Source organism: Phascolarctobacterium succinatutens CAG:287, from assembly GCF_000434895.1.
In the GTDB taxonomy this organism is placed as follows: domain Bacteria; phylum Bacillota; class Negativicutes; order Acidaminococcales; family Acidaminococcaceae; genus Phascolarctobacterium_A; species Phascolarctobacterium_A succinatutens_A.
The window spans coordinates 16,259-39,300 of record NZ_FR892806.1; the positions used below are offsets into that span (position 1 = coordinate 16,259).

Consider the following 23,042-nt stretch of genomic DNA (forward strand, 5'->3'; position numbering starts at 1 on the left):
AAAAACTCAGTTATATAATATCTGCTTTACAAAATCCTATCAATGTACTATGATAATAGTGAGGACCAATATTTTTTATTGAGGGGGTTTTCTTATGTACAAATTATGGAATATGTTAGCAGAAATGAAAGCAGACGCTTATGAATGGGTGGAGCTTTCTCACTCTATGAACAACGACAGCCCGGTGTGGAGCGGTATTCCCGCAGGCTCGGTGGAGGTTAGCAAGACGGTTTTCGATTGGGGCAACCCGATGCTGGAATGTTTGATTCAAACCTTCAAATTTCCCGGCCAATACGGCACGCATATTGACTTTCCCGGTCACTTTGTCAAGAATATGCCTTTGTCCGAGGCGTTCGGTGCGCAGCAGATGCTGTTTCCCTTGTGCGTGATTGATATCACTGCCAAGGTGGCAGAGGATGTGCATTACGCCGTAACGGTGGAAGACATCAAGGCTTATGAAGCGGAATACGGAGCGATTCCCGACGGCGCTTTTGTGGCATTGCGTACAGACTGGTATAAAAACTGGCCGGATATGGATAAGCTGAGCGGTATTGCTGACGACGGCAGCGAAAACTTCCCCGGCTGGTCTTTGCCGGCGCTGCAATATATTTATGAAGAGCGCAACGCTGCAGCCAACGGCCACGAAACACTGGATACCGATGCTTCGGCAGAGGCTGCCAAGGCAGGAGATTTGGCGTGCGAGCGCTATGTGCTGGGCAAGGGCAAGCTGCAGATTGAAGTGCTGCAGAACCTGGACCGTGTGGCACCTGCGGGAGCATTACTTGTTGCTGCTTGGCCGCGTATTGAAGGAGCGACCGGCCTGCCGGCGCGCGTCTTGGCGATTACTCCGAAAAAATAAGAAAAATTTCAGGCCTTTTAAACTGATAGGTTAAGAATGAGGCGTACGTACGATTTAAAAGTATGTACGCCTTTTTATATGCGTGATATAATAAATACATTAGTAAAAAGCTTATTAATTAAGTAAAGAAGAGGGAAGTAAGATATTCATGCGTAAATTAAAGCTTGTTTTTCAGATTATTGTAGCCTTTATCGTGGCGCTGGCAGCGTACAGCGGTCTTTATCAGCCAAACGCCGAAAGTGTGCGTGCGGCGGTAAAAAATAACCTGCCGCAGAGCATGCAGCAAAAGCAGGACACAGGCACAGCGCAGGGCAGACTGCGTATCAGCGTGCTGGATGTGGGGCAGGCAGATGCGATTTTGCTGCAGGACGGCAAGCGTAATATCATGATTGATGTGGGCAACGACGTTAAGGACAAGGTTGGCGACAGCGGTGGCAGGCAGGCGCTGATTAAGGCGCTCGACAAGGCCGGCGTCAGCAGGATTAAGACTGTTTTTGTGACGCACCATCACCGTGACCATATGGGCAATATCATGTACGTGCGCGGTAAATACGGCGTCAGCAATATTTATGACAGCGGCTATGTGAACAACGGCTACAAAGCGTCCGTGGCGCTGGACCGGGATTTGCGCGCCGGCAGGTATAACGGACAGGCGCTGAAGGCCGGGGATACGATTAAGATTGATAAAAATTATTATATTGAGGTGCTGGCGCCGGGAGACTTCCTCAGCAAAAAGGACCTGAAGAATATGAATAACACTAGCCTGGTGCTGATGCTGCATTATGGCAGCTTTAAAATGCTGCTGACGGGTGATGCGGAGGCACCGTTGGAGGATGCACTGCAGCAAAAATACGGCACTGCGCTGCAGGCGGATGTGCTGAAGGTGGGCCATCACGGCAGCAAGACATCGTCCTATTGGCCGTTCATTAGCAAGGTTAAGCCTAAATATGCGCTTATCAGCTGCGGTGATTTTTCGATTTACAAGCATCCTAACAAGAACGTGGTGGGCAGCTTAACGCATCTTGGCGCGAAGGTGCTGACGACGCACGACCACGGGACGCTGACGGTGACAACGGACGGCAAGAGCTTTGATGTGCTGACGGAGCGGTAGGCGGTTGATTAAGAAGAAGATGTGGGGTAGAATAGGGAATAGAAAGACGAAGGCTCTGGATAAATGAGCCTGAAAGGTGTGATAGTGATGAAGAAAATATTGTGTTTGTTGGTTTTGCTGCTGTCATTGACTGCAACGTGTGCAGCCTTTAATCCGCCGCAGCCGCCGAGATGGTATTGGATAGGTTCTGATGCACATTATGGAATGTGGATTGATACGGCAACGGCTAGATTTTACACAGGTAGCGAAAAATATGCGCATAGAAATCATCAATGTGCGCTTGTATGGGTGGAATGGTATGACGCAGATAAAGATGAATATCTTATTTCGCATGATGAATATGATCTTGACTGCAGAATGAGTAGAACACTGCATGCTACGTTTTATAATAGTCAAAATGAAGTTATTAATTCGTATAACAGAAGCTATGCTGATTTTGAGGATATTATTCCCGGTACTAATGGAGAAGCGGTATATGATGCAGTGGTTTTGTTGAAGGAAACAAGAGAAAACGCACGGAGGTTGTAATGATGAAGCATTATGAGGTAGTGGCAGCGGTAATTGAGCATGACGGCAAGATTTTGTGCATGCAGCGTAATAAAGGCAAATTTGATTATGTAAGCTATAAATTTGAGTTTCCCGGCGGTAAGATAGAGGCCGGCGAAGAGCGTCACACTGCGCTGGAACGCGAGCTGCGTGAGGAAATGGATATGGATATCAGCATTCCCGAGGATGCGTATCTTATGACGGTGGAGCACACCTATCCGGATTTTGCGATTACCATGCATGCGTATTTGTGCAAGCTGGCACAGCCCAAGTTCGTTATGAAGGAGCATGTGGCAGCAAAATGGCTGGCTCCGGCAGATTTAAACACCTTAGATTGGGCAGCAGCGGATATGCCGATTGTGGAGCGCCTGCAGCAAGAGGAGATTGAATAATCGTGAACAGCAGTGAACTTGCTTTGTATTTGGAGGCGGGCTTTATTGATTTTAATATTGAAACTGACGAGCGCTTTTTGCCTAAGATATTGACCAATAATCAGCAGGAGCAGGTAAAGGTATTGGAAAACCTGCTCTTTGAGCTGGAGCATTGTGATGAATTTTTCTTTTCTGTAGCGTTTGTAACCAACAGCGGTATTGCCTGCTTGATTGACACGCTAAAGGAATTGGAGAATAAGCATATTAAGGGAAAAATTTTGGCTTCGCAATACCAAAACTTTACGGAACCGCGAGCGTTGCGCAGATTACTGCAGTTTCCCAATCTGGAATTGAAGATAATTACTTCCGATTATAATTTTCATGCCAAGGGTTACTTGTTCCATACACACGCAACTTCTGCTAAGGATGAAAATTACACTATGATTGTTGGCAGCAGTAATTTGACGCAAAGTGCGTTGACGGTTAACCGTGAGTGGAATGTGCAGCTTTCTTCCATGAAAGATGGCGCTTTAATCAGGCAGATGCAGGAGGAGCTTAATCAGGCGTGGGATGATGCTACGCCTGTTACTGAGGAATGGATTGCTGCCTATGAGCGCATTTATGGCGAAGCGCGCAACCAACGACAGCGTGCTTATACCAAAATACATAAGCTGTACAAAATCAATCCTAATAAAATGCAGGCAGCAGCCTTACAAAATATTGCAGCGCTTAGGGCAGAGGACAAGAATCGCGCTTTGCTGATTTCTGCTACCGGTACAGGTAAAACGTATCTTTCGGCCTTTGATGTGCGGGCAGCGCAACCTAAACGCTGCCTGTTTATTGTGCATCGCGGGCTGATTGCGCGTAAATCTAAGGAGAGCTTTGAGCAGATTATTGATGAGCATATTACGACAGGCTTGTTTACCAGCGGTCACAGAGAAATAGACAGAGATTATGTTTTTGCTACTGTGCAGACCTTGGTGAAGGATGAAAACCTGCATGCCTTTGCACCAGATGCTTTTGATTATATTATTATCGACGAAGCGCATCATGCCGGAGCTAAAAGCTACCAAAAGGTGCTGAGCTATTTTAAGCCTAAGTTTTTACTGGGTATGACGGCAACGCCGGAGCGTTCTGATGACTGCGATATTTTTAAAACCTTCGACCATAATATTGCTTACGAAATCCGTTTGCATCAGGCCTTGGCTGAAAATATGCTGGTGCCGTTTCATTATCATGGCGTAAGCGAAATTGTTGTAGATGGCGAGCTTTTAGATGATAATACTGATTTTGTACGCCTGACAAGTGAAGAACGTGTCAAAAATATCCTGTATTATGCAGATTTTTATGGCTGTGACCAAGGGCGTGTCAAGGGTATAGTCTTTTGCAGCAGGATAGAAGAAGCGAAAGCCTTGTCAGAGGCGTTTAATAAGCATGGCAAAAGAGCAGCCTTTTTGGCTGGTGCTACCAGTGAGGAAGAGCGTGCAAGGCTTATCAAACGTCTTGAAAGCGACGAGGAGGGTGTAGATAAGCTTGATTATCTTTTCTCGGTTGATGTTTTGAATGAAGGCGTAGATATTCCTTCTGTAAATCAGATTATCATGCTGCGTCCTACGCAGTCTGCCATTGTTTTTGTGCAGCAGCTTGGCCGTGGTCTACGTAAGAGCAAGGCAAAGCGCTATCTGGAGGTTATTGATTTTATCGGTAACTATGAAAATAATTACATGCTGCCAATAGCTTTGTATGGCGACCGCAGCGGCAGTAAGGAAAAGCTGCGTCGCATTGTGCATAATAACTTTTTACCGGGGGCATCGACGGTTTATTTTACCGATGTAGTTCGTGAGCGCATTTTTGAATCCTTAAATAAAAATAATTTTCTGGAGCTGCGCAAGCTAAAGGAATCCTACCAATTAGTAAAGTCTAAGCTTGGTCATGCACCGATGATGCTGGATTTTCTGGATTTGGGTGACAAGGATCCGTATCTGTTTATCCAAAAGAAAAAATCCTATTATAACTTCAGGCAGTACGCAGATCATTACGAAAGCACGTTAAATGCCTCTCAGTGCAAGCTATTGGAGTTTATCTGCTTGGAGCTTGCTAATGGCAGACGCTTGGAAGAGGTTGCGCTGCTGCGCTATTTAATGCAGCATACGCAAATTGATGTGCCTGCATTTATGCAATATATGCAGAATAAGTATCAGCTTACTACCTCGGCAGCAACTGTTACCAGCGTAGTGAATGTATTGAGTATGCAATTTTTTAAAACTGCGGATGCCCAAAAATATGGTAATATGCCGTTGGTGAATGCGAATGCAGACAGCATTTGCTTAAGTGAAAAATTTAGCAGCATGCTTGCAAATAAAGAATTTTACGGCTATGTTAATGATGCTTTGGCCTATGCGGAAAAACGCTTTTTGTCTGATTATAAGCCAGCAAAATTTTATCATGGCTTCAAGCTGTATGGTTCGTATACGCGTAAGGATGTCTGCCGTATATTGAACTGGGCGAAGGATGAAAGCGCTGTTGTTTATGGCTATAGGGTAAAATATAATACCTGTCCGATATTTGTAACCTATAAAAAGGACGAAAACATTAGCGAAAGCACTAAATATGATGACAGATTTGCCAGTCCGACAATATTTAATTGGCAGACGCGCAGCAGAGTTAATATTGATTCGCCGGAGGTTGTGGCAATTGAACAGCCGGAAACACTGAAGCTCCTGTTTATCAAAAAGAGTGATGCTGAGGGCTCAGAGTTTTATTTTATGGGCGAAATGCTGCATAAGCAGAGCATCGGTACCACGATTACCGGAAATAAGGGTGAAAAGCTGTCTATAGTGCAAATGTTTTACGAAATGAAAACGCCGGTAGAAGCAAAGATTTATGATTATTTTGAAGGATGATAGTCTGAGAACGCTGTGAAGGATGTTCTTGGGCGTAAGCTAAGGTTGTTGACGCGTGCTAAGATAGAAATGTAATTTATAAGAGGTGTGGTTGCTTGTGGCTAGAAATTTATGGTCTAGGGATGAAATGATTTTAGCTTTAAATCTATATTTAAAGATGCCGTTTGGCAAAATGCATAAAACCAATCCTGAGGTCATCAGAGTTGCAAAGCTTATTGGCAGAACTCCTGATGCTGTTGCTTATAGGCTTGTTAACTACGCTTCTTGTGACCCGATGCTGAAGCAAAGAGGCGTTTCTGGCATGCAGCATGGTGGTCCCAAGTGTCAGCAGTATTGGGATGAATTTTCTCATGACAGAGAAAAGCTGATATATGAAAGTGAAGCTATTCTTGCGCGCTATGAGCAGTCAACTATCGAAGAAAAATATCAGCAGCAGTTGCAGGATATCCCTGATTATCTTGTGGGTGCAGAAAAATTAAGATTAATAAAGCAAAGAGTTAATCAAAATGTTTTTAGAAGTTTAGTAATGGCAAATTTTGCTGGCAAGTGTGCGCTTACAGGTATAGATATTCCTGAATTGTTGGTAGCAAGCCATATTATTCCTTGGGCGATGAATGAGAAAGAACGCTTAAATCCAAGCAATGGAATATGCTTATCAGCATTGTATGACAAGGCGTTTGATAAAGGCATTATCGCCTTTGATGAAAACAACAGAACTATATTCTCGTCCAGATTGGAGAAAGCAATCACGCAGGAATATTATGCAAAATATTTTTTGCCTATTAAAGGCAAAGAATTAGCTGTTCCCGGCAAATATAATATCGATAAAACATTTTTAGAATGGCATCGGGATTGCATATTTGAAAAAGAGTGAAGCTGCGTCTGTTGTTAAGTAAATATTAGAGAATATAGTCAAGAAAAGGATATAAAAAATATGAGCTTTTTAAGCAATGTTTATATTATTAAAACCCTGAGTACAGCTAAAGCATTAACGTTGCAAGAAAGTCAGGTATATAGAGATATATCGGAAATGGATATTTATAGCGATACATATTTTACCGCTTGCTTTGGCGAAGGTGCTTATGCTTGTATGGACGAGCTGCAGGACACGGAAGCTTTGGCGGATGCTGTTGCAAGATTTTATGAGCTGGTCAACGCATATGCAGATGCTAATTTATGTGAGTTACATAATAATGTTATTACTATCAAAAGAGGCTATCTTAAGCAGTACTTTGATAATAAGATAGTCGGTCTTAAGAATATTATAGATAAGGCTGCCGGCAAAGATTATTTGAAGGTAAAATATCAGCTTAAAGATTATCTTGAGAGTATCGATGAACATATATATCCGATGCAAGACAGCAAGGGACATTTTATTCAGTCGTTGGATTCTTGGCTGGAAAATTATCTGGAAGCTGATAAGGATACTTATATACAGATTGTCGGTCAGTTCTCAGTAAGAGGATAATAGCTTTAGATATAAAAAAATTCCCGGAGGTACACCATGGAAAAACCAATAGTAAAAGACGAAGCCTTTTTGGCACAAAAATCGCAGCCTGCAACCTTTATGGATATTGCAGTAGCGCAGGATTTATTAGATACGCTCGCAGCTCATGCGGACCACTGCGTGGGCCTGGCAGCAAATATGATCGGCATGCAGAAATGCGTTATCGCCGTAAATATCGGCCCTACGAATATTGCTATGCTGAACCCGGAGATTACCAAGCGCTCCGGCAAGTATATGACGGAGGAAGGCTGCCTGTCGCTGGAGGGTGAGCGTGCTGTAGTACGCTACGAAAAAATTACCGTGGCCTATCAGGACATGCAGTTTAAAAAGTGCAAGCAAAGCTTCAGCGGCTTTACGGCGCAGATTATCCAGCATGAGATTGACCATTGCCATGGTATTATAATTTAAGCGCAGAGATGGCCCGAGAGGCTGCAAAGTGCTTGTTTATTCAAAAAGAATGTTAGAGCTTATCTTAGAAAATATCGTCACTGCTCCCGAACGGCTTGGCCTGCCTGCAGCGTATGCGGAGTCCGATGTGCTGCTTTATAGGCAGTACGGGCGCTATGACATTGTTGCCGTGCAGCGCGAGGGCAGGCAATTATTAAAGCGTGCGGAAGCGTTGCAGGCGGAGTATGATATTGCTGCTTTGCCAAGGCTTGCCAAGCAATATTCTGAGTGGAGCAAAAAGCTGCAGCAGCTAAAGTTTAAACGCTTGCTGCACGGTGAATTTGCTGCGGGCAAGGGGATTACGCTTTATGTGAATGCTATCAGGCAGGAATGTGCTGAGCATGGCTGGGATTACGCAGCCTATTATGATTCTGTGCTGATGCATGAGCGTGTACATCTGCTGCATTATCAGGCGGTGCTGGCGCATTTTGGCGCTGCCGGCGCAGCGGTGCAGAGTGCGGAGTACAAGCAGGCGCAGCGCTATTGGTACGGCCGGCAGACGGAGGCGGCGCAGGCTGCCGTAGTCAAGGAAACGCTGGCGGAGTTTGCCCGCTGGCTGTGGTGCCTGAAGCAGGGGCATTTGGCGCAGGCGCAGGCGCTTTTGCAGACGCCCGAGGAGGTGCGGACGTGCATTCCACACTATCCTTATGCAGGAGTGCGTGGACTGTGCGCGTTGCATGTAAGTTCGCCGCAGGCTGCAGTGCGGGCGTACAGCGAGCTGTGGCAGCTGTCGCTGACGAGCTGGCAGCAGGCGTATGCACGGATAAAAGAGCTGTAGCGCGGAAAAATAGGGACAAAAAATAACAGCCCAATTCTCAAAGCATGAGTTTTGGGCTGTTTTCTTATGCAATTTTTTAGGCGAAGCCAAGCATTAAGCCGATTTGTCTTACGATAAACGCCACGCACCAGGCCACAACAAGCTCATAGCCCATAAGGCAGAGCGTGCTGGTATCGGAGTTCAGCTCGCGGCGGATGGTAGCCAGCGCTGCGACGCAGGGCGGATAGAGCAGGCAGAACACCAGGAAGGTGTAGGCTGTGAGCGGCGAGAAGAGGCTTGCCAGATCAGGCGCACCGCCGCTGCCGACTGCGAGCACAGAAAGCGTACTGATGACAACCTCCTTGGCGGTAATGCCGCAGATGAGCGAGGTTGTTGCCTGCCAGCTGCCGAAGCCGAGCGGTGCGAAAATAGGCGCCGCCAGCTTGCCGATGGAGGCAATAATGCTGTCGGAGGCATCTACCATGTAAAAGCGTACATCAAAGTTTTGCAGGAACCAGACGATGATGCTGACGAGGAAAATAACCGTAAAGGCCTTATGCAGAAAATCCTTGGCCTTTTCCCACATATGCATGATGATGTTGCGCGCCGTCGGCAGACGGTAGGCAGGCAGCTCCATGACAAAGGGGACCGGCTTGCCGCGGAACACCAGGCTGTTGAGCAAAAAGCCGGAGAGAATAGCTACGCAGATACCGGTGAGGTAGAGCGAAAGCATGACCAGACCGCCGTTATGCGGGAAGAAGGCAGCGATGAACATACCGTAGATGGGGAGCTTGGCGCTGCAGCTCATGAACGGGGTGAGCATGATGGTCATTTTGCGGTCGCGCTCACTGGCGAGGGTGCGCGAGGCCATGATGGCCGGCACGCTGCAGCCGAAGCCGATGATCATCGGCACAAAGGACGAACCGGAGAGGCCGATTTTGCGCAGCATCTTATCCATAACGAAGGCAACACGCGCCATGTAACCGCTGTCCTCCAGCATCGAAAGGAAGAAGAATAGCGTAACGATGGTCGGCAGGAAGGAAAGTACGGCACCGACACCGGAGAAGATGCCGTCGATAATCAGCGAATGCATCGGCGGTGCAATATCCAGCACGGTGAGCGTATTATCAACTGAAGCTGTTATAGCATCGATAACATTGCTGAGGATGTCGCTGAGAAAAGCTCCGATAACGTCAAACGTGAGCCAGAATACAATGCCCATGATAAGCACGAAAATAGGGATAGCATAGAATTTATGCGTCAGATAATGGTCGATTTTGACGGAGCGCAGCTGTGCTTCCGTATGCTTGGGCTTCTGCACGGTCTGCGCGCAGAGGTCCTCGATATAGGCATAGCGCATATCTGCCAGCGCTGCTTCCTTATCCGTTTTTAGGTTTTGCTCCATTTCGGTAACGAAGTGGCCGATGATATCGCATTCGTTTTCCGAAAGCTGCAGTGCCTTGGCGAAATCGCTGTCACCTTCGATAAGCTTGGTGGCGGTAAAGCGCAGCGGCAGGTTTTGGCGGCGTGCTTTAGTTTCGATTAAGTGGGCGATACTGTGAATAGCGGTATGCACAGGACCGCTGCAGAAGTCCAGACGCTGTGGCAGCTGCTGGTTTTGCGCTACCTCTACGGCGCGACGCAAAAGCTCGCCTACGCCTTCGCCGGAGTTGGCGGTGATGGGGACAACAGGCACGGTCAGCGAATCCTCCATTGCTTTAATGTCGATGCTGCCGCCGCTGCCGGTGAGCTCGTCCATCATGTTGAGGGCGATGACCATCGGGATATTCAGCTCAATGAGCTGCAGCGAAAGATAGAGGCTGCGTTCGATATTAGTTGCGTCGATGACGTTGATAATAGCGTCCGGCTTATTGTATAACAGCAGGTCACGCGTAACAATTTCCTCCGAGGTGTAGGGAGAAAGCGAGTAGATGCCGGGCAGGTCGATAACGCCTGCGTCGGGCACGGCGAGAATCGTACCTTCCTTTTTCTGGACGGTTACGCCGGGAAAGTTGCCGACGTGCTGGTTACTGCCGGTGAGATAGTTGAACAGCGTGCTTTTGCCACAGTTCTGGTTGCCGACGAGGGCGAAATGCAGCTTCATGCTTCGCTCACCTCCGGCGTTACAGTGATTTTTGCGGCCTCCTCCGCACGCAGCGTCAGCTCGTAGCCGCGCAGAGAGATTTCCAGCGGGTCGCCGAGCGGTGCGCGCTTGCGTACCATAACGCGGGTGCGGGGCGTGAGCCCCATATCAAGCAGACGGCGACGCAGAATGCTGCCTTCGCCGCCGACCTTAGCGATGATAGCCTCCTGACCTAAGGGAAGCTTATCTAATGTTGTAGTTTCCATGATTTTGACCTTCTTTGAGTGATTTTGCTTAAGCTTTAATTATATATATGAAGCATGAAGCGGTCAAGTAAAACAGGGTTTTTACCGATAAACTTTAATTAAAAAATATACAATGTAGATTTTGTTACAGCTTTACATGACGGTGCCGTTGGTGAGGCGGATTTTTTCGGCCTTGGCTTCTGCCAGCTGTCCCTGATTAATCATACCATATTTATGCATAGCGGCCAGCACCAGCAGCTGACGTTTTTTGCAGCCCTCGGGGTTTTCCAGCGGATTGAGGCTGGTGGGCGCGTAGGGAAGCGAAGCAATTACGGCGGCCTCGGCCAGAGTCAGTGCCGAAGGTGCCTTGCCGAAGTAGGTTCTGCTGGCCTGCCTGATGCCGGTGCTGCCTGCGCCGAAGTAGGTGGTGTTCAGATAAAGCTCCAGAATTTCGTCCTTGCTGTAATTATCCTCCAGCATGAGCGAGAGCACAGCCTCTTCAATTTTACGCTCCATGCTTTGCTCGTGCGACAGAAAAACATTTTTGACAAACTGCTGTGTCAGCGTGCTGCCGCCCTGCACTACTTCGCCGGCGTTGATGTTGGCCAGTGCGGCGCGCAGAATGCCTTCTACGGCAATAGCACCGTGATTATAAAAAGCGTGGTCCTCAATAGCAATCAGGGCCTGCGGTATATCGCGCGACATGGCATCAAGACTTGTCCAGTTCGGGTTTTGACGGATAGGATCGATAACCTCATCCATATTAAAGGCCAGATAGAATTTATGTACGGGCGAGGGCCATTCCTCCTTGGGAGGCAGCAGGCTGGTGAAAAGCGCCATAGCTGCGGATTTTTCGTGCTTGCTGACCTTCTGCTGTTCCTGCTGTACGGGGGTGGTAGGCTGAGCCTTATCCGTAATGCTGTCATAACCCACCATGCCTATAAAAATAAGCAAAGCCATGATAATAATTTTAAACATAAGATACACCTCGTTAGTAATTTTGATATATTTTAAACAGTGACGTGTATAGCTTTCACGTCTATTGTAACAATAAAGTGTGAATTTGGCAAAAAATACTGGTGTATTTACCTTTTAGGTAGTAAAATAAGATTGTAAAATGGATTATTGTCCCTTAATTTTTACAAAAAAATTCACAAAGTGCTTGCAAAATTATACAATTTAGTTGTATAATTATCGAGTACAAAGGAGGATGGATATGAAAGCAAGTGTTATCGGTGCAACAGGCTACGCAGGAGTTGAGCTTCTTCGACTTTTGGACGGACATCCGGAATCGGAGATTGCCGTAATTACTTCTGAAAGCAGTACGGGAGAGGCGATTGCTTCTATGTATCCGCATTTGTCGGGACGTATTGAAAAGAATCTGCAGTCTATGCAGGAGCTGGATGCTATTGCAGCAGCAAGTGATGTGATTTTTATTGCCTTGCCTCATGGCCATGCTATGAAGATAGGCAAGCAGCTGCGAGGCAGCAAGACCAAGATTATTGACCTCGGCGGCGATTATAGATTTAAGGATTACCATGTGTTTGAACAGTGGTACAAGGTGAAGCATGAGGACCCGGAGGCACAGGCTGTCTACGGTCTGACCGAGCTTTTCCGTGATAAGGTGCGCGGGGCGCAGCTGGTGGCAAATCCCGGCTGTTACACAACCTGCAGCATTCTGGCGCTGGTGCCGCTTTTAAAATATAAGCTGATTGAAACTAAGGGCATTGTGATTGATGCCAAAAGCGGTACGACTGGTGCGGGCCGCAGCCTGAAGGCAGGCAGTCTTTACTGCAGCGTCAACGAAAGCTTTAAGGCCTACGGCGTTGCTTCGCACCGCCATACGCCGGAAATCGAGCAGATTTACAGTGAGTTTGCCGGTGAGGATGTAGTGATTCAGTTCACACCGCATCTGTTGCCTGTGGACCGCGGTATTTATGCAACCTGCTACGCACAGCTGAAGCAGGGGGTAACGGATGCACAGATAGAAGAGGCCTATCAGGCAATGTACGGCGATGAATTTTTCATCCGCCTGCGTGGTAAGGGAGTTTGCCCGGAATTGAAGAATATCCGCGGCTCCAACTATGTGGACCTTGGCTGGCAGACCGATAAGCGTACAGGCCGCATTATTGTGATGAATTGTATTGATAATCTTGTTAAGGGTGCTGCGGGACAGGCAGTGCAGAACATGAATGTAATGTTTGGCATTGATGAAGCTGCCGGCCTGCGTCAGCTGCCGCTTGTTCCTTAAGCTTGTTATAACTATTATACTATAAAAAGGTGCTTAGCGGTGATGCTGCTGCAGAAGAAAAGATGTAAGCACCAAGGAAAGAGGGGAATCTCATGAAGAAATTTGAAGGCTGGGTGACTGCACCGCAGGGCTTTATTGCTGCCGGCGTCAAGGCCGGTATCAAAGCCAGCGGCAATCATGATGTAGCAGTTATTTTCAGTACCGTGCCTGCTGCCTGCGGTGCGGTATTTACACAAAATAAAATGTGCGCTGCTCCTGTGCTCGTGAGCCGCGAGGTCAACAAGCACGGCTATGCGCAGGCTATTGCTGTAAACAGCGGCTGTGCCAACGCCTGCACGGGCGAGCAGGGCCTGGCGGATGCCAAGAAAATGCAGGCGCATACGGCAGAGCTTTTAGGTATTGCGCCGGAAGCAGTCTTTGTCTGCTCCACCGGTGTTATCGGCCAATTCCTGCCGATGGACAAGCTGCTGACCGGCATTGCCGATGCTGTCGACAGCCTGGACGAATGCGAGGGCGAAAGCTGCGCTATGGCGATTCAGACTACGGATACCTTTATCAAGCATGCTGCCTATGAAACGGAAATCGGCGGCAAGAAGGTAACCTTTGCCGGTATTGCCAAGGGTGCGGGCATGATTCATCCGAACATGGCAACTATGCTGACCTTTATCACTACCGATGTTGCCGTTGCTCCCGATGTGCTGAAGCGCGCGGTAAAAAAGGCTGCCGACAAATCCTTCAACATGGTTGTTGTCGACGGCGATACCAGTACCAACGACAGCATGATTGTGCTTGCCAACGGTCTTGCCGAAAACGAAATCATTCTTTCGGAGGAGCATCCGGATTATCCGGCCTTTTTTGAAGCGCTGGTTGCCTGTGCTACCGACCTTGCCAAGATGATTGCGCATGACGGCGAGGGTGCTACCAAATTCCTAGAGGTAAATGTTACCGGTGCCGCAACCTGGGAGGATGCCAAAACCGCAGCGATGGCGATTGCCAAATCGCCGCTGGTAAAAACAGCCTTCTTCGGTGAGGACCCTAACTGGGGACGCATTGTCTGCGCTGCAGGCTACAGCGGCGCTGCCATGGAGGCAGATAAGGTAAATCTTTCTATCGGCGGTATCCGTCTGGTAGAAAACGGCATGAACTGCAACGTGCCTGCCGAAAAGCTGGCGCCGACTATGTCCGAGCATGATATTTCCATGAGCATTGACCTGGGTGCCGGTGAGGAAAGCGCAACTGTGTGGACTTGCGATTTCAGTTATGAGTATGTGAAGATTAACGGCGAGTACCATACTTGATTGGCCGAGTGATAAAGCACCATATACTTTGTCAAGCCTCCTAGACGTACTGTTAGTACGCCTTCGTCGGCTTTCCTCGTCTCTGGTACTTTCTAGCTCGTCCTTGATAGTGAGAGCATAATATTATTATGATGGTTTACATCTAATACCTTCTCTCGCGTCTTTGGAGAGAAGCAGAAGTAATAAATATAAACGTAAAACAAATATAAAAAATGAGGGAGGACATCACCTATGTTAATGAACGAACAACAAGTACATACCTTAATGGAAGCATTGCCGTATCTGAGCAATTTTAAAGATAAAACCATTGTTGTAAAATATGGCGGCAACGCTATGCTTAACGATGATTTGAAAAACAAGGTACTGCAGGATATCCTGTTCCTGCAATACGCCGGCATGCGTCCGGTAGTTGTTCACGGCGGCGGTCCGGAAATCAGCCGTCAGCTGGAGCAGGCCGGTAAAAAGAGCGAATTTGTCGGCGGTTTGCGTGTAACCGACGCAGAATCTGCAGCTATTGCCGAAATGGCGCTTGTAGGCAAACTGAACACTGACCTTGTCGGCCGTCTGAACGCTTTGGGTGGCAAGGCTGTCGGCCTCAACGGTAAGGATGCTAATCTGCTGAAGGCTAAAAAATATCTGGCTGATGTTTATGAAAACGGTGAGGTTAACCTGGTAGATATCGGCTTTGTAGGCAGCGTTAAGGAGGTCAACACTGATTTGATCAACTGCCTGCTGGACGGCGGTTATATTCCTGTAATCGCTCCGACCGGCGTTGGTGACGAGGGTGAAACCTATAACATTAATGCAGATGTTGCTGCCGGTGAAATTGCCGGTGCGCTGAAGGCAGAAAAGTTGCTGGTGCTGACCGATGTACGCGGTATTTATTCTGCATATCCGGATGAAAGCAGCTTCATTTCCACTCTGAGCTTTGAAAAGGCTCATGAGCTTATTCTTAAGGGCAGTATTGACGGCGGTATGATTCCTAAGGTTCGCTCCTGCATTAAGGCTCTTAGCGGCGGTGCCAAGAAAACACATATCATTGACGGGCGTGCCGAGCATTCTATTCTGATGGAGCTTTTCAGCGACAAGGGCGTTGGTACCGAGGTAGTTAAAGAAATCTGATAGCAGGGGTTACATGAGGGGGAGATATTCTTGGCAATGGATAAAAAAATAATTATAGAAGAAACAGAAAAATATTATCTGCCTGTATTCGGCAGATATCCGATGGTTATGGAGCTTGGCCAGGGCTGCCGTGTGTGGGACAACGAGGGCAATGAGTATGTAGATGCCTTTGCCGGTATTGCTGTCAACAGCCTTGGTTATAATCATCCGGTGCTGGTGAAGGCTATCAGCGAGCAGGCAGGCAAGCTGATGCATTGCTCCAATCTGTATTATACCGAGATTCAGGCTAAGGCGTTGCGTATGGTGGCCGAGGCTACCGGTATGGACCGCATTTTCTTTGCCAACTGCGGTGCAGAGGGCAATGAGGGCGCTATGAAGCTGGCGCGTAAGTATGGCGTGAGCAAAGCACCTACGAAATATAAAATTATTTCTGCGGACGAATCCTTCCACGGACGTACCTTTGATACGCTGGCGGCTACGGGTCATGATTATTATCATGTCGGCTACGGCCCGCTGAGCCCCGGACATGTGCTTGTGCCCTACGGTGATATTAAGGCGCTGGAGGCTCAGATGGATGATGATGTCTGCGCTGTACTGCTGGAGCCTATCCAGGGTGAGGGCGGCGTGCATGTACCGCCTGACGAATATCTGCAGCAGGTGCGTGCGCTGTGCGACAAGCATGATGCACTGCTGATTTTTGATGAGGTGCAGACCGGTGTTGCGCGTACCGGCAAATGGTTTGCTTATATGCACAGTGGCGTGAAGCCTGATATTCTGACCTTCGCCAAGGGCATCGGCGGCGGTTTCCCGGTTGCAGGCTTTGCTGTGCCGGAGCGCCTGGCGCATGTGTTTAAGCCTGGTGACCATGGCGGCACCTTCGGCGGTAACCCGCTGGCCTGTGCCGCTGTGTACGCAACGCTGACGACTATCAAGTCCGAAGGTCTGGTAGACAAGGTTGCGGAGAAGGGTGAATACTTTAAGAATGAGCTGCGTAAGCTGCAGGAAAAATATCCTGACAAGGTTACCGATGTCCGCGGCTGCGGCCTGATGCTGGGCATGGAGGTTGCTGGTGAGGGCAAGCCGATTGTGGAAAGCTGTTTGTCGAACAATGTTATTGTGAACTGCACTGCAGGCAATGTTATCCGCATTGTACCGCCGCTGATTATCAGCAGGGAAGAAATTGATATCGTGGTTGCTGCGTTGGATAAGGCGCTGGCGGCCTGTTAAAAAACGAGAGGGGATAAAAAATGAGTTTAAAAGACAAAGACCTGATTTCTATTCATGACCTTAGCGTAGGCGAGGTCGCAACAATTCTTGATGTGGCAAAAAAATTGAAACGTAAGCAAAAGGCCGGTGAGCCTCACCAGTATCTGAAGGGCAAAACTTTGGCTATGCTGTTCTCCAAGGCTTCTACACGTACCAGAACCTCTTTTGAGGTAGGCTTCTGGCAGCTGGGCGGCCATCCGATTTATCTGAGCGATTCCGCTTCCCAAATCGGCCGCGGTGAGCCTATACGTGATACCGCGCGTGTACTTTCCCGCTTCGTTGATGGTATTATGATCCGTACCTTTTCCCACGATTCCGTTATTGAGCTGGCTAAATATGCAAGCGTTCCCGTTATCAATGGCCTGACCGATTTGCTGCATCCCTGTCAGGCTCTGACCGATATCTTCACTATTCAGGAGAAGATGAAGGTTCTGAAAGGCCGTAAGCTGGTTTATGTAGGCGATGGCAACAACATGGCACATTCTTTGATGTTTGCCTGCGCCAAGGTTGGCATGAACATGATCTGCGCCAGCCCGAAGGGCTATCAGCCTGATCCGGAAATCCTGCGTCTGGCACAAGAGGACGCTGCCCAGACCGGCTGTAGCATTACCGTAGAGGAGGATCTCTTCAAGGCTGCTAAGGGCGCCGACGTGCTCTATACCGATGTATGGACCAGCATGGGCGAGGAAGCAGAGCGTGAGGTTCGTTTCAAAGCACTGCATAATTATCAGATTAACCAGGCGCTGCTGAACGAAGCACGTCCGGAAGCAATCGTTCTGCACTGCCTGCCCGCACACCGCGGTGAAGAAATTACCGAGGAAGTGCTGGAAGGACCGCAATCTGTTGTATTTGACCAGGCAGAGAACAGACTGCACGTACAAAAGGCTATTATGGCGCTGCTGATGAGCGACGAAGTACTCTAAATCAGGTCTTGAATGTATAAATATAACGGCTGAGCGTATAGTTTATATGCTTAGCCGTTCTTGTATACAGACAAAATTTTCTGAAACAAGCTATATTTTAGGTTTTTTGTTACATCTAGTACACAAAAAGTATTGTATACATGCGCTTAAATACTTGATTTATGCATAAAAAGGGTATATAATACAAGAAGTTTGTAAGTTTATTCACTAATGCATAGCATTATACAGAAATGGGAGGCTATTATAATGAAAAAAGAAGATATTAAGAAAGTAGTTCTGGCTTACTCCGGTGGCCTTGATACATCCGTAATCATCCCCTGGCTGAAAGAGCATTATAACAACTGCGAAGTTATCGCTGCCTGCGCTGACCTTGGCCAAGGCGACGAACTGGAACCCGTTCATGACAAAGCACTGAAAACCGGTGCAAGCAAATGCTACATCATGGACCTGAAAGAAGAATTCATCAGCGACTATGTATGGCCCACCGTTAAGGCCGGTGCTGTATACGAAAAGAAATACCTGCTGGGTACTTCCTTTGCTCGTCCGCTGATTGCTAAAAAATTAGTTGAAATCGCTGAAAAAGAAGGTGCTGACGCTATTGCTCATGGTGCTACCGGCAAAGGCAACGACCAGGTTCGTTTCGAACTGTCCGTAAAGGCTCTGGCTCCGCAGCTGGCGATCATTGCTCCGTGGCGTGAGTGGGAACTGCGCAGCCGTGACCAGGAAATCGACTATGCTGCAGCACACAACATTCCTATTCCTGTATCTCATGACCATGACTATTCCATGGACCGCAACATGTGGCATCTGTCCCATGAAGGCAGCGATCTGGAAGATCCGTGGAATGCACCGAAAGATGAATTGTTCATCGTTACCAACATTCCTGAAAAAGCTCCCGATAAACCGGAATATGTTGAACTGGAATACGTTGAAGGCGTGCCTGTAAGCGTTAACGGTGAAAAACTCAGCCCGGCTAAGCTCGTTGAAAAACTGAACGAAATCGGTATCCGCAACGCTGTTGGTATCACCGATATGGTTGAAGACCGTCTGGTTGGTATGAAATCCCGTGGCGTTTATGAAAACCCTGCCGGCGCTATCATCTACTACGGCCACAACGATCTGGAAAACCTTTGCCTGGACCGTGCAACCCAATCCTTCAAGCAACAGGTTTCCATCCGTTATTCCGAGCTGGTTTACGATGGCATGTGGTTCAGCCCGCTGCGTGAGGCTCTGGATGCTTTCGTTAACGAAACTCAAAAAACCGTTACCGGTACTGTTCGCATGAAACTTTATAAAGGTAACATCTACAGTGCAGGCGTTAAATCCCCGTACTCCCTGTACAGCCAGGAATATGTAACCTTCGGCGAAGACGAAGTTTACAACCAGGCAGATGCTACCGGCTTCATCAACCTCTTCGGCCTGCCGCTGAAAGTAAGAGCGCTGATGAAGAAAGGCAACCTGAAATAATGGCTAAGCTTTGGGGCGGTCGTTTCAGTAAGAATACGAACGAATTGGTGGACGCATTTAATGCGTCCATTGATTTTGATAAACGCTTATATCACGAGGATATCCGCGGCAGCATTGCTCATGCCGGTATGCTGGCTAAATGCGGTATCATTCCGGCAGAGGACGGGGAGAAGATTATTGCCGGTCTGAAAGAAATCCTGGCTGATATTGAAGCAGGCAACTTCCATTTTGACGTTGCGCTGGAGGACATTCACATGAATGTGGAAGCGCGTCTGACCGAACGTATCGGCAGCGCCGGCGCCCGTCTGCATACCGCACGCAGCCGTAACGACCAGGTTGCACTCGATATGCATATGTATATGAAGCGTGAGGTTGCCGAAATTGCCGAGCTTTTGCTTAAATTTGAGGAAGCTCTCTTAACAGTTGCCAAAAAGCACGAAAAAACTCTGATGCCGGGTTATACCCATCTGCAACGTGCGCAGCCTATTACCTTTGCTCATCATATGCTGGCATATTTCAATATGCTGCAGCGTGACTTCCGCCGCCTGCTGGGCGTTTGGGAAGGCGCGGACATGATGCCGCTGGGTGCCGGTGCGATTGCAGGTACCACGTTCCCCATCGACCGCTTTATGGTTGCGGAGGAGCTGAACTTCGGCACAGTTTATCCGAACAGCATGGACGCAGTAAGCGACCGTGACTATATCATTGAATTCCTTTCCTTTGCTTCTACCCTCATGATGCATATGAGCCGTCTGAGCGAGGAAATCTGCCTCTGGAGCAGCACGGAATTCGGCTTTGTGGAGCTGGACGATGCTTTTGCCACCGGCTCTTCCATGATGCCGCAGAAGAAGAACCCTGATATTTCCGAGCTGGTACGCGGTAAAACCGGCCGTGTGTATGGTCATCTGATGGCTATGCTGACAACGGCTAAAGGCCTGCCGCTGACCTATAACAAGGACCTGCAGGAGGATAAGGAAGGCTTCTTCGACGCTATCGACACCGTAAAATTTACGCTGGCTGTTTATCGTGATATGATTCTGACGATGACGGTTAATGTGGACAAGATGGCACAGGCAGTGAGCAAGGATTTCTCCAATGCCACCGACTTGGCAGACTATCTGGTACGCAAGGGACTGCCCTTCCGTCAGGCACATGAGGTTGTCGGCAAATGCGTTGCCTATGCAATTCATCAGGGCAAATTCCTGCCGGAGATTTCTCTGGAGGAATACAAGCAGTTCTCCGACCTTTTCGAGAGCGATTTGCTGGTAGCTCTGAAGCCCGAGCATTGCGTAGAAGCACGTAAATCCTACGGCGGCCCTGCTTTCTCCGAAAACGAGAAGCAGTTCGCTATCGGTGACAAGGTGCTGGCAGTGCAGCAGGCTAAGCTGGAGGAGCTGCAAAGCAAGCTGTAAAAATTTAAAAGAGCAAAATTATAGAGGCTGTCACGAAAGTGGCAGCCTCTTTGCTTGTAGTGCAGGGGTTAGCAAAAAAATATTGATAAATTCTGATAGGAAATATAAAATTATACTGAAATTAAATTCAGTGAAACGGAATTCAGTATAAACGGAGGTTACAGGATGTTTGTCGGTAGAGAAGCAGAGTTACAGCAATTAACAGAAGTTTTTGCTCAGCCAGGTAAGCAGGCAGTGATGCTTTGCTAAGCTTATCGACGTGGACTAGGTGGAGAAAACACTGCTGGCGATATTTAATAATTGACATAATCAAACGAGCACTACTTGCAGGGTATGCAGGTAGTGCTCGTTTCGCGTTATAGAAATGTGTAAAATTGGGTTTGACGCTACAGGACACCCCAATTTATCTTATTTGAAGAACATGGCGTAATAGCCGTTGAAGAAGATATACAGGACAATCAGCGGCAGAATGTAGGTTGCATAGAAGCGCATCCATTTCGGGAAGCCGATGCCCTTACCAGTATCAACCTCTTCAATGAATTTATTCCAGCCCCAGCCGTAGCGGCTAGTGCAGAAGGCCAGGAAGATAAGGCTGCCTAAAGGCAGGATATTGTTGCTGACGAGGAAGTCTTCCAAATCCAGCACGCAGGTGCCTTTGCCCAGAGGCTCAAAGCCGCTCCAGATATTGAAGCCGAAAACGCAGGGCAGGGACAGCAGAATCATGCCGATAACAGCAAAGGGGATGAGGCGACGGCGGTCACCGCCGGTCCGCTCGCCGATGCTGGGGGGCCACCGCCGGTCAGCTCGCAGATGCTGGAGATAATCATTTCGAATACGGCAATAACAGTGGACATTGCCGCAAAGAGCATGAAGAGGAAGAAGAGAGTGCCCCAGATACGTCCGCCGTTCATAGCGTTGAATACGTTGGGCAGGGTGATGAAGAGCAGGTTCGGGCCTGCATCCGGCTGGATACCAAAGCTGAAGCATGCCGGGAAGATAATCAGACCGGCAACGATTGCTACGAAGGTATCGAGGAACATAATCCACAGCGCTTCGTTGGTGAGCTTCTGCTCCTTGCCGATGTAGCTGCCGAAGATGGACAGAGAGCCCATGCCGATGCTCAGGGTGAAGAAGGCCTGGCCCATAGCTGCGAAGATTACCTCGCGTACACCATGCTCGGCAATTTTGTCGAAGTCGGGGTAGAGGTAATACTTGAGGCCGGCTTCACTGCCCGGAAGCAGCATGGAGTTGGCTGCAAGCACAACCATCAGCACGATGAGGAAGGCCATCATAATCTTGGTGATGCGTTCAACGCCGTTGCGAACGCCCAGGTAGCAGACGCCGAAGCAGAGCATGATAATGATTGCCATGTTGCCGGCCATAGTTGCCGGGTCCTGCAGCAGAGCACCGAAAACACCTTTGATGCCCTGAGCGTCAAGGCCGGAAAGATCACCGACAGCCATTTTGTAGAGGAAATACAGCATCCAGCCGCTGACGGTGGTGTAGAACATCATCAGGATGATGTTGCCGGCAATAGTTACATATTTGAACAGATGCCATTTAGTTCCCTTCGGCTCCAATGTGTCGAAGGATTTGGCCGGACTGCGTCTGCTGGCGCGGCCGACAGCGAATTCCGCTACCATGATGGGCAGGCCCAACAGCAGCAGGAAGCACAGGTAGATGAGCACAAAGGATGCGCCGCCATATTGACCTGTGACGAAAGGAAAGCGCCAGACGTTGCCTAAGCCAATGGCACAGCCGGCGGAAATCAGGATAAATCCCAGGCGTGAAGAAAAGCTCTCACGTTCCATAATACATATCGTCTCCCTTACTTATACAATAATAGTATATAGTATAAGCTATTATCCTGTTTTTAGCAAGCTAAAGAGAAATAAATGCTCTCGCAGGCTGCGGTAACGGTGAATTTGATATAGGCCTATCGGGAATATTAAATATTACAAACCGTTATAACATTTAACTTGACTATGGGCAGAGCCTATTTTATAATAGCCTCACACACAGAGATGCGTTTTGTGTGTAGAGGAGAATTAATATGGAGAAAAAGTATCTTATTATTTTGAGTACTGTCATTTTATCTTTATGCGGTGCTGCCAGCCTGGTTTACTATGATGCTCTTTTAAGAGCTTAGCTAAATTTAAGCGGTGGCAATTTACATCCGGCAATCGCAGCTGCAGGACATTATCAGAAATATAAAATGTCTGCAGGATTACCCCACCCGGATGCCAAAAATAATTACAAGGCGTAAGCAACGGAGCTTACGTCTTTTTTTCTGCCCGCAAACGCTTGCTGGTGTGTTGGCATATAATTATAGTAAGGAATTTTCTTCGCACGGAGTTTGGCAACATGATATAATATAATTAATATAGACTGTCTGTTATTAGCTTGGTGAAAGTAAATATAGCATAGATTAAAAGAATACGCATTGACACTCTGGTTTCAACGAAGGAGGGATG

Annotated in this window: 19 protein-coding genes and 1 pseudogene; 16 read left to right on the forward strand and 4 right to left on the reverse strand. The window is 48.0% G+C overall.

Translation table 11 applies throughout. The features are described from left to right. Positions 1–94: 94 nt before the first annotated feature. The 9 genes from BN587_RS07745 to BN587_RS07785 all read left to right on the forward strand — a co-directional run bounded on the left by BN587_RS07745 (position 95) and on the right by BN587_RS07785 (position 8,522). Positions 95–859 (forward strand): cyclase family protein, encoded by a 765-nt coding sequence (locus BN587_RS07745; RefSeq protein ID WP_021720560.1) that lies wholly within the window; start codon positions 95–97, stop codon positions 857–859. A 148-nt stretch (positions 860–1,007) separates the two neighbouring features. Continuing rightward, positions 1,008–1,970: a ComEC/Rec2 family competence protein gene (locus tag BN587_RS07750; RefSeq protein ID WP_021720561.1), complete on the forward strand. Its 963-nt coding sequence runs from the start codon at positions 1,008–1,010 to the stop codon at positions 1,968–1,970. Between the two features lie 87 nt (positions 1,971–2,057). Then, entirely contained in the window at positions 2,058–2,498 is a 441-nt protein-coding gene (locus tag BN587_RS07755) for a hypothetical protein (RefSeq protein WP_303684913.1), read from the forward strand. 2 nt (positions 2,499–2,500) lie between these two features. After that, a complete protein-coding gene (locus BN587_RS07760; RefSeq protein WP_368482940.1) occupies positions 2,501–2,908 on the forward strand; it encodes a (deoxy)nucleoside triphosphate pyrophosphohydrolase in 408 nt (135 codons plus the stop codon). A gap of 2 nt (positions 2,909–2,910) precedes the next feature. Then, positions 2,911–5,790 carry a DUF3427 domain-containing protein gene (locus BN587_RS07765; RefSeq protein ID WP_021720564.1) on the forward strand — a complete coding sequence of 960 codons (2,880 nt, stop codon included), beginning with the start codon at positions 2,911–2,913 and terminating at the stop codon, positions 5,788–5,790. Positions 5,791–5,887: 97 nt separating this feature from the next. After that, positions 5,888–6,664: an HNH endonuclease gene (locus BN587_RS07770; protein WP_303684915.1), complete on the forward strand. Its 777-nt coding sequence runs from the start codon at positions 5,888–5,890 to the stop codon at positions 6,662–6,664. 60 nt (positions 6,665–6,724) lie between these two features. Then, entirely contained in the window at positions 6,725–7,258 is a 534-nt protein-coding gene (locus BN587_RS07775; protein ID WP_021720566.1) for a hypothetical protein, read from the forward strand. A gap of 36 nt (positions 7,259–7,294) precedes the next feature. Next, the gene (locus BN587_RS07780) at positions 7,295–7,705 is read left to right on the forward strand and encodes a peptide deformylase (RefSeq protein ID WP_021720567.1); all 411 of its coding nucleotides are present in this window, start codon (positions 7,295–7,297) and stop codon (positions 7,703–7,705) included. A 28-nt stretch (positions 7,706–7,733) separates the two neighbouring features. Then, positions 7,734–8,522: a hypothetical protein gene (locus BN587_RS07785; RefSeq protein ID WP_021720568.1), complete on the forward strand. Its 789-nt coding sequence runs from the start codon at positions 7,734–7,736 to the stop codon at positions 8,520–8,522. A gap of 76 nt (positions 8,523–8,598) precedes the next feature. On the opposite strand, the gene feoB is transcribed toward BN587_RS07785, so the two are convergent. From feoB to BN587_RS07800, 3 genes are all read right to left on the reverse strand, one after another. Beyond that, a complete protein-coding gene (gene feoB, locus BN587_RS07790) occupies positions 8,599–10,605 on the reverse strand; it encodes a ferrous iron transport protein B (protein ID WP_021720569.1) in 2,007 nt (668 codons plus the stop codon). Continuing rightward, positions 10,602–10,850, reverse strand: coding sequence for a FeoA family protein (locus BN587_RS07795; RefSeq protein WP_009145060.1), 249 nt, complete (start codon positions 10,848–10,850; stop codon positions 10,602–10,604). The genes feoB and BN587_RS07795 overlap by 4 nt, the downstream gene beginning before the upstream one ends. 132 nt (positions 10,851–10,982) lie before the next feature. Next, complete coding sequence (locus tag BN587_RS07800; protein ID WP_021720570.1) at positions 10,983–11,807, reverse strand: transglycosylase domain-containing protein; 825 nt, start codon at positions 11,805–11,807, stop codon at positions 10,983–10,985. A gap of 238 nt (positions 11,808–12,045) precedes the next feature. Here BN587_RS07800 and argC point away from each other — a divergent pair, with 238 nt between their 5' ends. The 7 genes from argC (at position 12,046) to argH (ending at position 20,568) form a co-directional block, all read left to right on the forward strand. After that, positions 12,046–13,080, forward strand: a complete 1,035-nt coding sequence (gene argC / locus BN587_RS07805) for an N-acetyl-gamma-glutamyl-phosphate reductase (RefSeq protein WP_021720571.1) — start codon at positions 12,046–12,048, stop codon at positions 13,078–13,080. Positions 13,081–13,172: 92 nt separating this feature from the next. Then, positions 13,173–14,378 carry a bifunctional glutamate N-acetyltransferase/amino-acid acetyltransferase ArgJ gene (argJ, locus tag BN587_RS07810; protein ID WP_021720572.1) on the forward strand — a complete coding sequence of 402 codons (1,206 nt, stop codon included), beginning with the start codon at positions 13,173–13,175 and terminating at the stop codon, positions 14,376–14,378. A 231-nt stretch (positions 14,379–14,609) separates the two neighbouring features. Then, complete coding sequence (gene argB, locus BN587_RS07815; RefSeq protein WP_021720573.1) at positions 14,610–15,500, forward strand: acetylglutamate kinase; 891 nt, start codon at positions 14,610–14,612, stop codon at positions 15,498–15,500. Between the two features lie 36 nt (positions 15,501–15,536). Continuing rightward, complete coding sequence (locus BN587_RS07820; protein WP_021720574.1) at positions 15,537–16,727, forward strand: aspartate aminotransferase family protein; 1,191 nt, start codon at positions 15,537–15,539, stop codon at positions 16,725–16,727. Between the two features lie 20 nt (positions 16,728–16,747). After that, positions 16,748–17,689: an ornithine carbamoyltransferase gene (gene argF / locus BN587_RS07825; RefSeq protein WP_021720575.1), complete on the forward strand. Its 942-nt coding sequence runs from the start codon at positions 16,748–16,750 to the stop codon at positions 17,687–17,689. A 246-nt stretch (positions 17,690–17,935) separates the two neighbouring features. Further along, entirely contained in the window at positions 17,936–19,156 is a 1,221-nt protein-coding gene (locus BN587_RS07830; protein ID WP_021720576.1) for an argininosuccinate synthase, read from the forward strand. Then, complete coding sequence (gene argH, locus BN587_RS07835) at positions 19,156–20,568, forward strand: argininosuccinate lyase (protein ID WP_021720577.1); 1,413 nt, start codon at positions 19,156–19,158, stop codon at positions 20,566–20,568. The genes BN587_RS07830 and argH overlap by 1 nt, the downstream gene beginning before the upstream one ends. Before the next feature lie 408 nt (positions 20,569–20,976). Here the strand turns inward: argH and BN587_RS07840 are convergent. Further along, positions 20,977–22,379 (reverse strand): annotated as a pseudogene (locus tag BN587_RS07840) (sodium-dependent transporter). Between the last annotated feature and the right edge of the window lie 663 nt (positions 22,380–23,042).

What these genes read in the sequence shown, in the direction of transcription:
- BN587_RS07745 (WP_021720560.1), top strand. Translation starts at nt 95, where the DNA reads ATGTACAAATTATGGAATATGTTAGCAGAAATGAAAGCAGACGCTTAT.
- BN587_RS07750 (WP_021720561.1), top strand. Translation starts at nt 1,008, where the DNA reads ATGCGTAAATTAAAGCTTGTTTTTCAGATTATTGTAGCCTTTATCGTG.
- BN587_RS07755 (WP_303684913.1), top strand. Translation starts at nt 2,058, where the DNA reads ATGAAGAAAATATTGTGTTTGTTGGTTTTGCTGCTGTCATTGACTGCA.
- BN587_RS07760 (WP_368482940.1), top strand. Translation starts at nt 2,501, where the DNA reads ATGAAGCATTATGAGGTAGTGGCAGCGGTAATTGAGCATGACGGCAAG.
- BN587_RS07775 (WP_021720566.1), top strand. Translation starts at nt 6,725, where the DNA reads ATGAGCTTTTTAAGCAATGTTTATATTATTAAAACCCTGAGTACAGCT.
- BN587_RS07780 (WP_021720567.1), top strand. Translation starts at nt 7,295, where the DNA reads ATGGAAAAACCAATAGTAAAAGACGAAGCCTTTTTGGCACAAAAATCG.
- feoB (WP_021720569.1), bottom strand. Translation starts at nt 10,605, where the DNA reads ATGAAGCTGCATTTCGCCCTCGTCGGCAACCAGAACTGTGGCAAAAGC.
- BN587_RS07795 (WP_009145060.1), bottom strand. Translation starts at nt 10,850, where the DNA reads ATGGAAACTACAACATTAGATAAGCTTCCCTTAGGTCAGGAGGCTATC.
- BN587_RS07800 (WP_021720570.1), bottom strand. Translation starts at nt 11,807, where the DNA reads ATGTTTAAAATTATTATCATGGCTTTGCTTATTTTTATAGGCATGGTG.
- argC (WP_021720571.1), top strand. Translation starts at nt 12,046, where the DNA reads ATGAAAGCAAGTGTTATCGGTGCAACAGGCTACGCAGGAGTTGAGCTT.
- argJ (WP_021720572.1), top strand. Translation starts at nt 13,173, where the DNA reads ATGAAGAAATTTGAAGGCTGGGTGACTGCACCGCAGGGCTTTATTGCT.
- argB (WP_021720573.1), top strand. Translation starts at nt 14,610, where the DNA reads ATGTTAATGAACGAACAACAAGTACATACCTTAATGGAAGCATTGCCG.
- BN587_RS07820 (WP_021720574.1), top strand. Translation starts at nt 15,537, where the DNA reads ATGGATAAAAAAATAATTATAGAAGAAACAGAAAAATATTATCTGCCT.
- argF (WP_021720575.1), top strand. Translation starts at nt 16,748, where the DNA reads ATGAGTTTAAAAGACAAAGACCTGATTTCTATTCATGACCTTAGCGTA.
- BN587_RS07830 (WP_021720576.1), top strand. Translation starts at nt 17,936, where the DNA reads ATGAAAAAAGAAGATATTAAGAAAGTAGTTCTGGCTTACTCCGGTGGC.
- argH (WP_021720577.1), top strand. Translation starts at nt 19,156, where the DNA reads ATGGCTAAGCTTTGGGGCGGTCGTTTCAGTAAGAATACGAACGAATTG.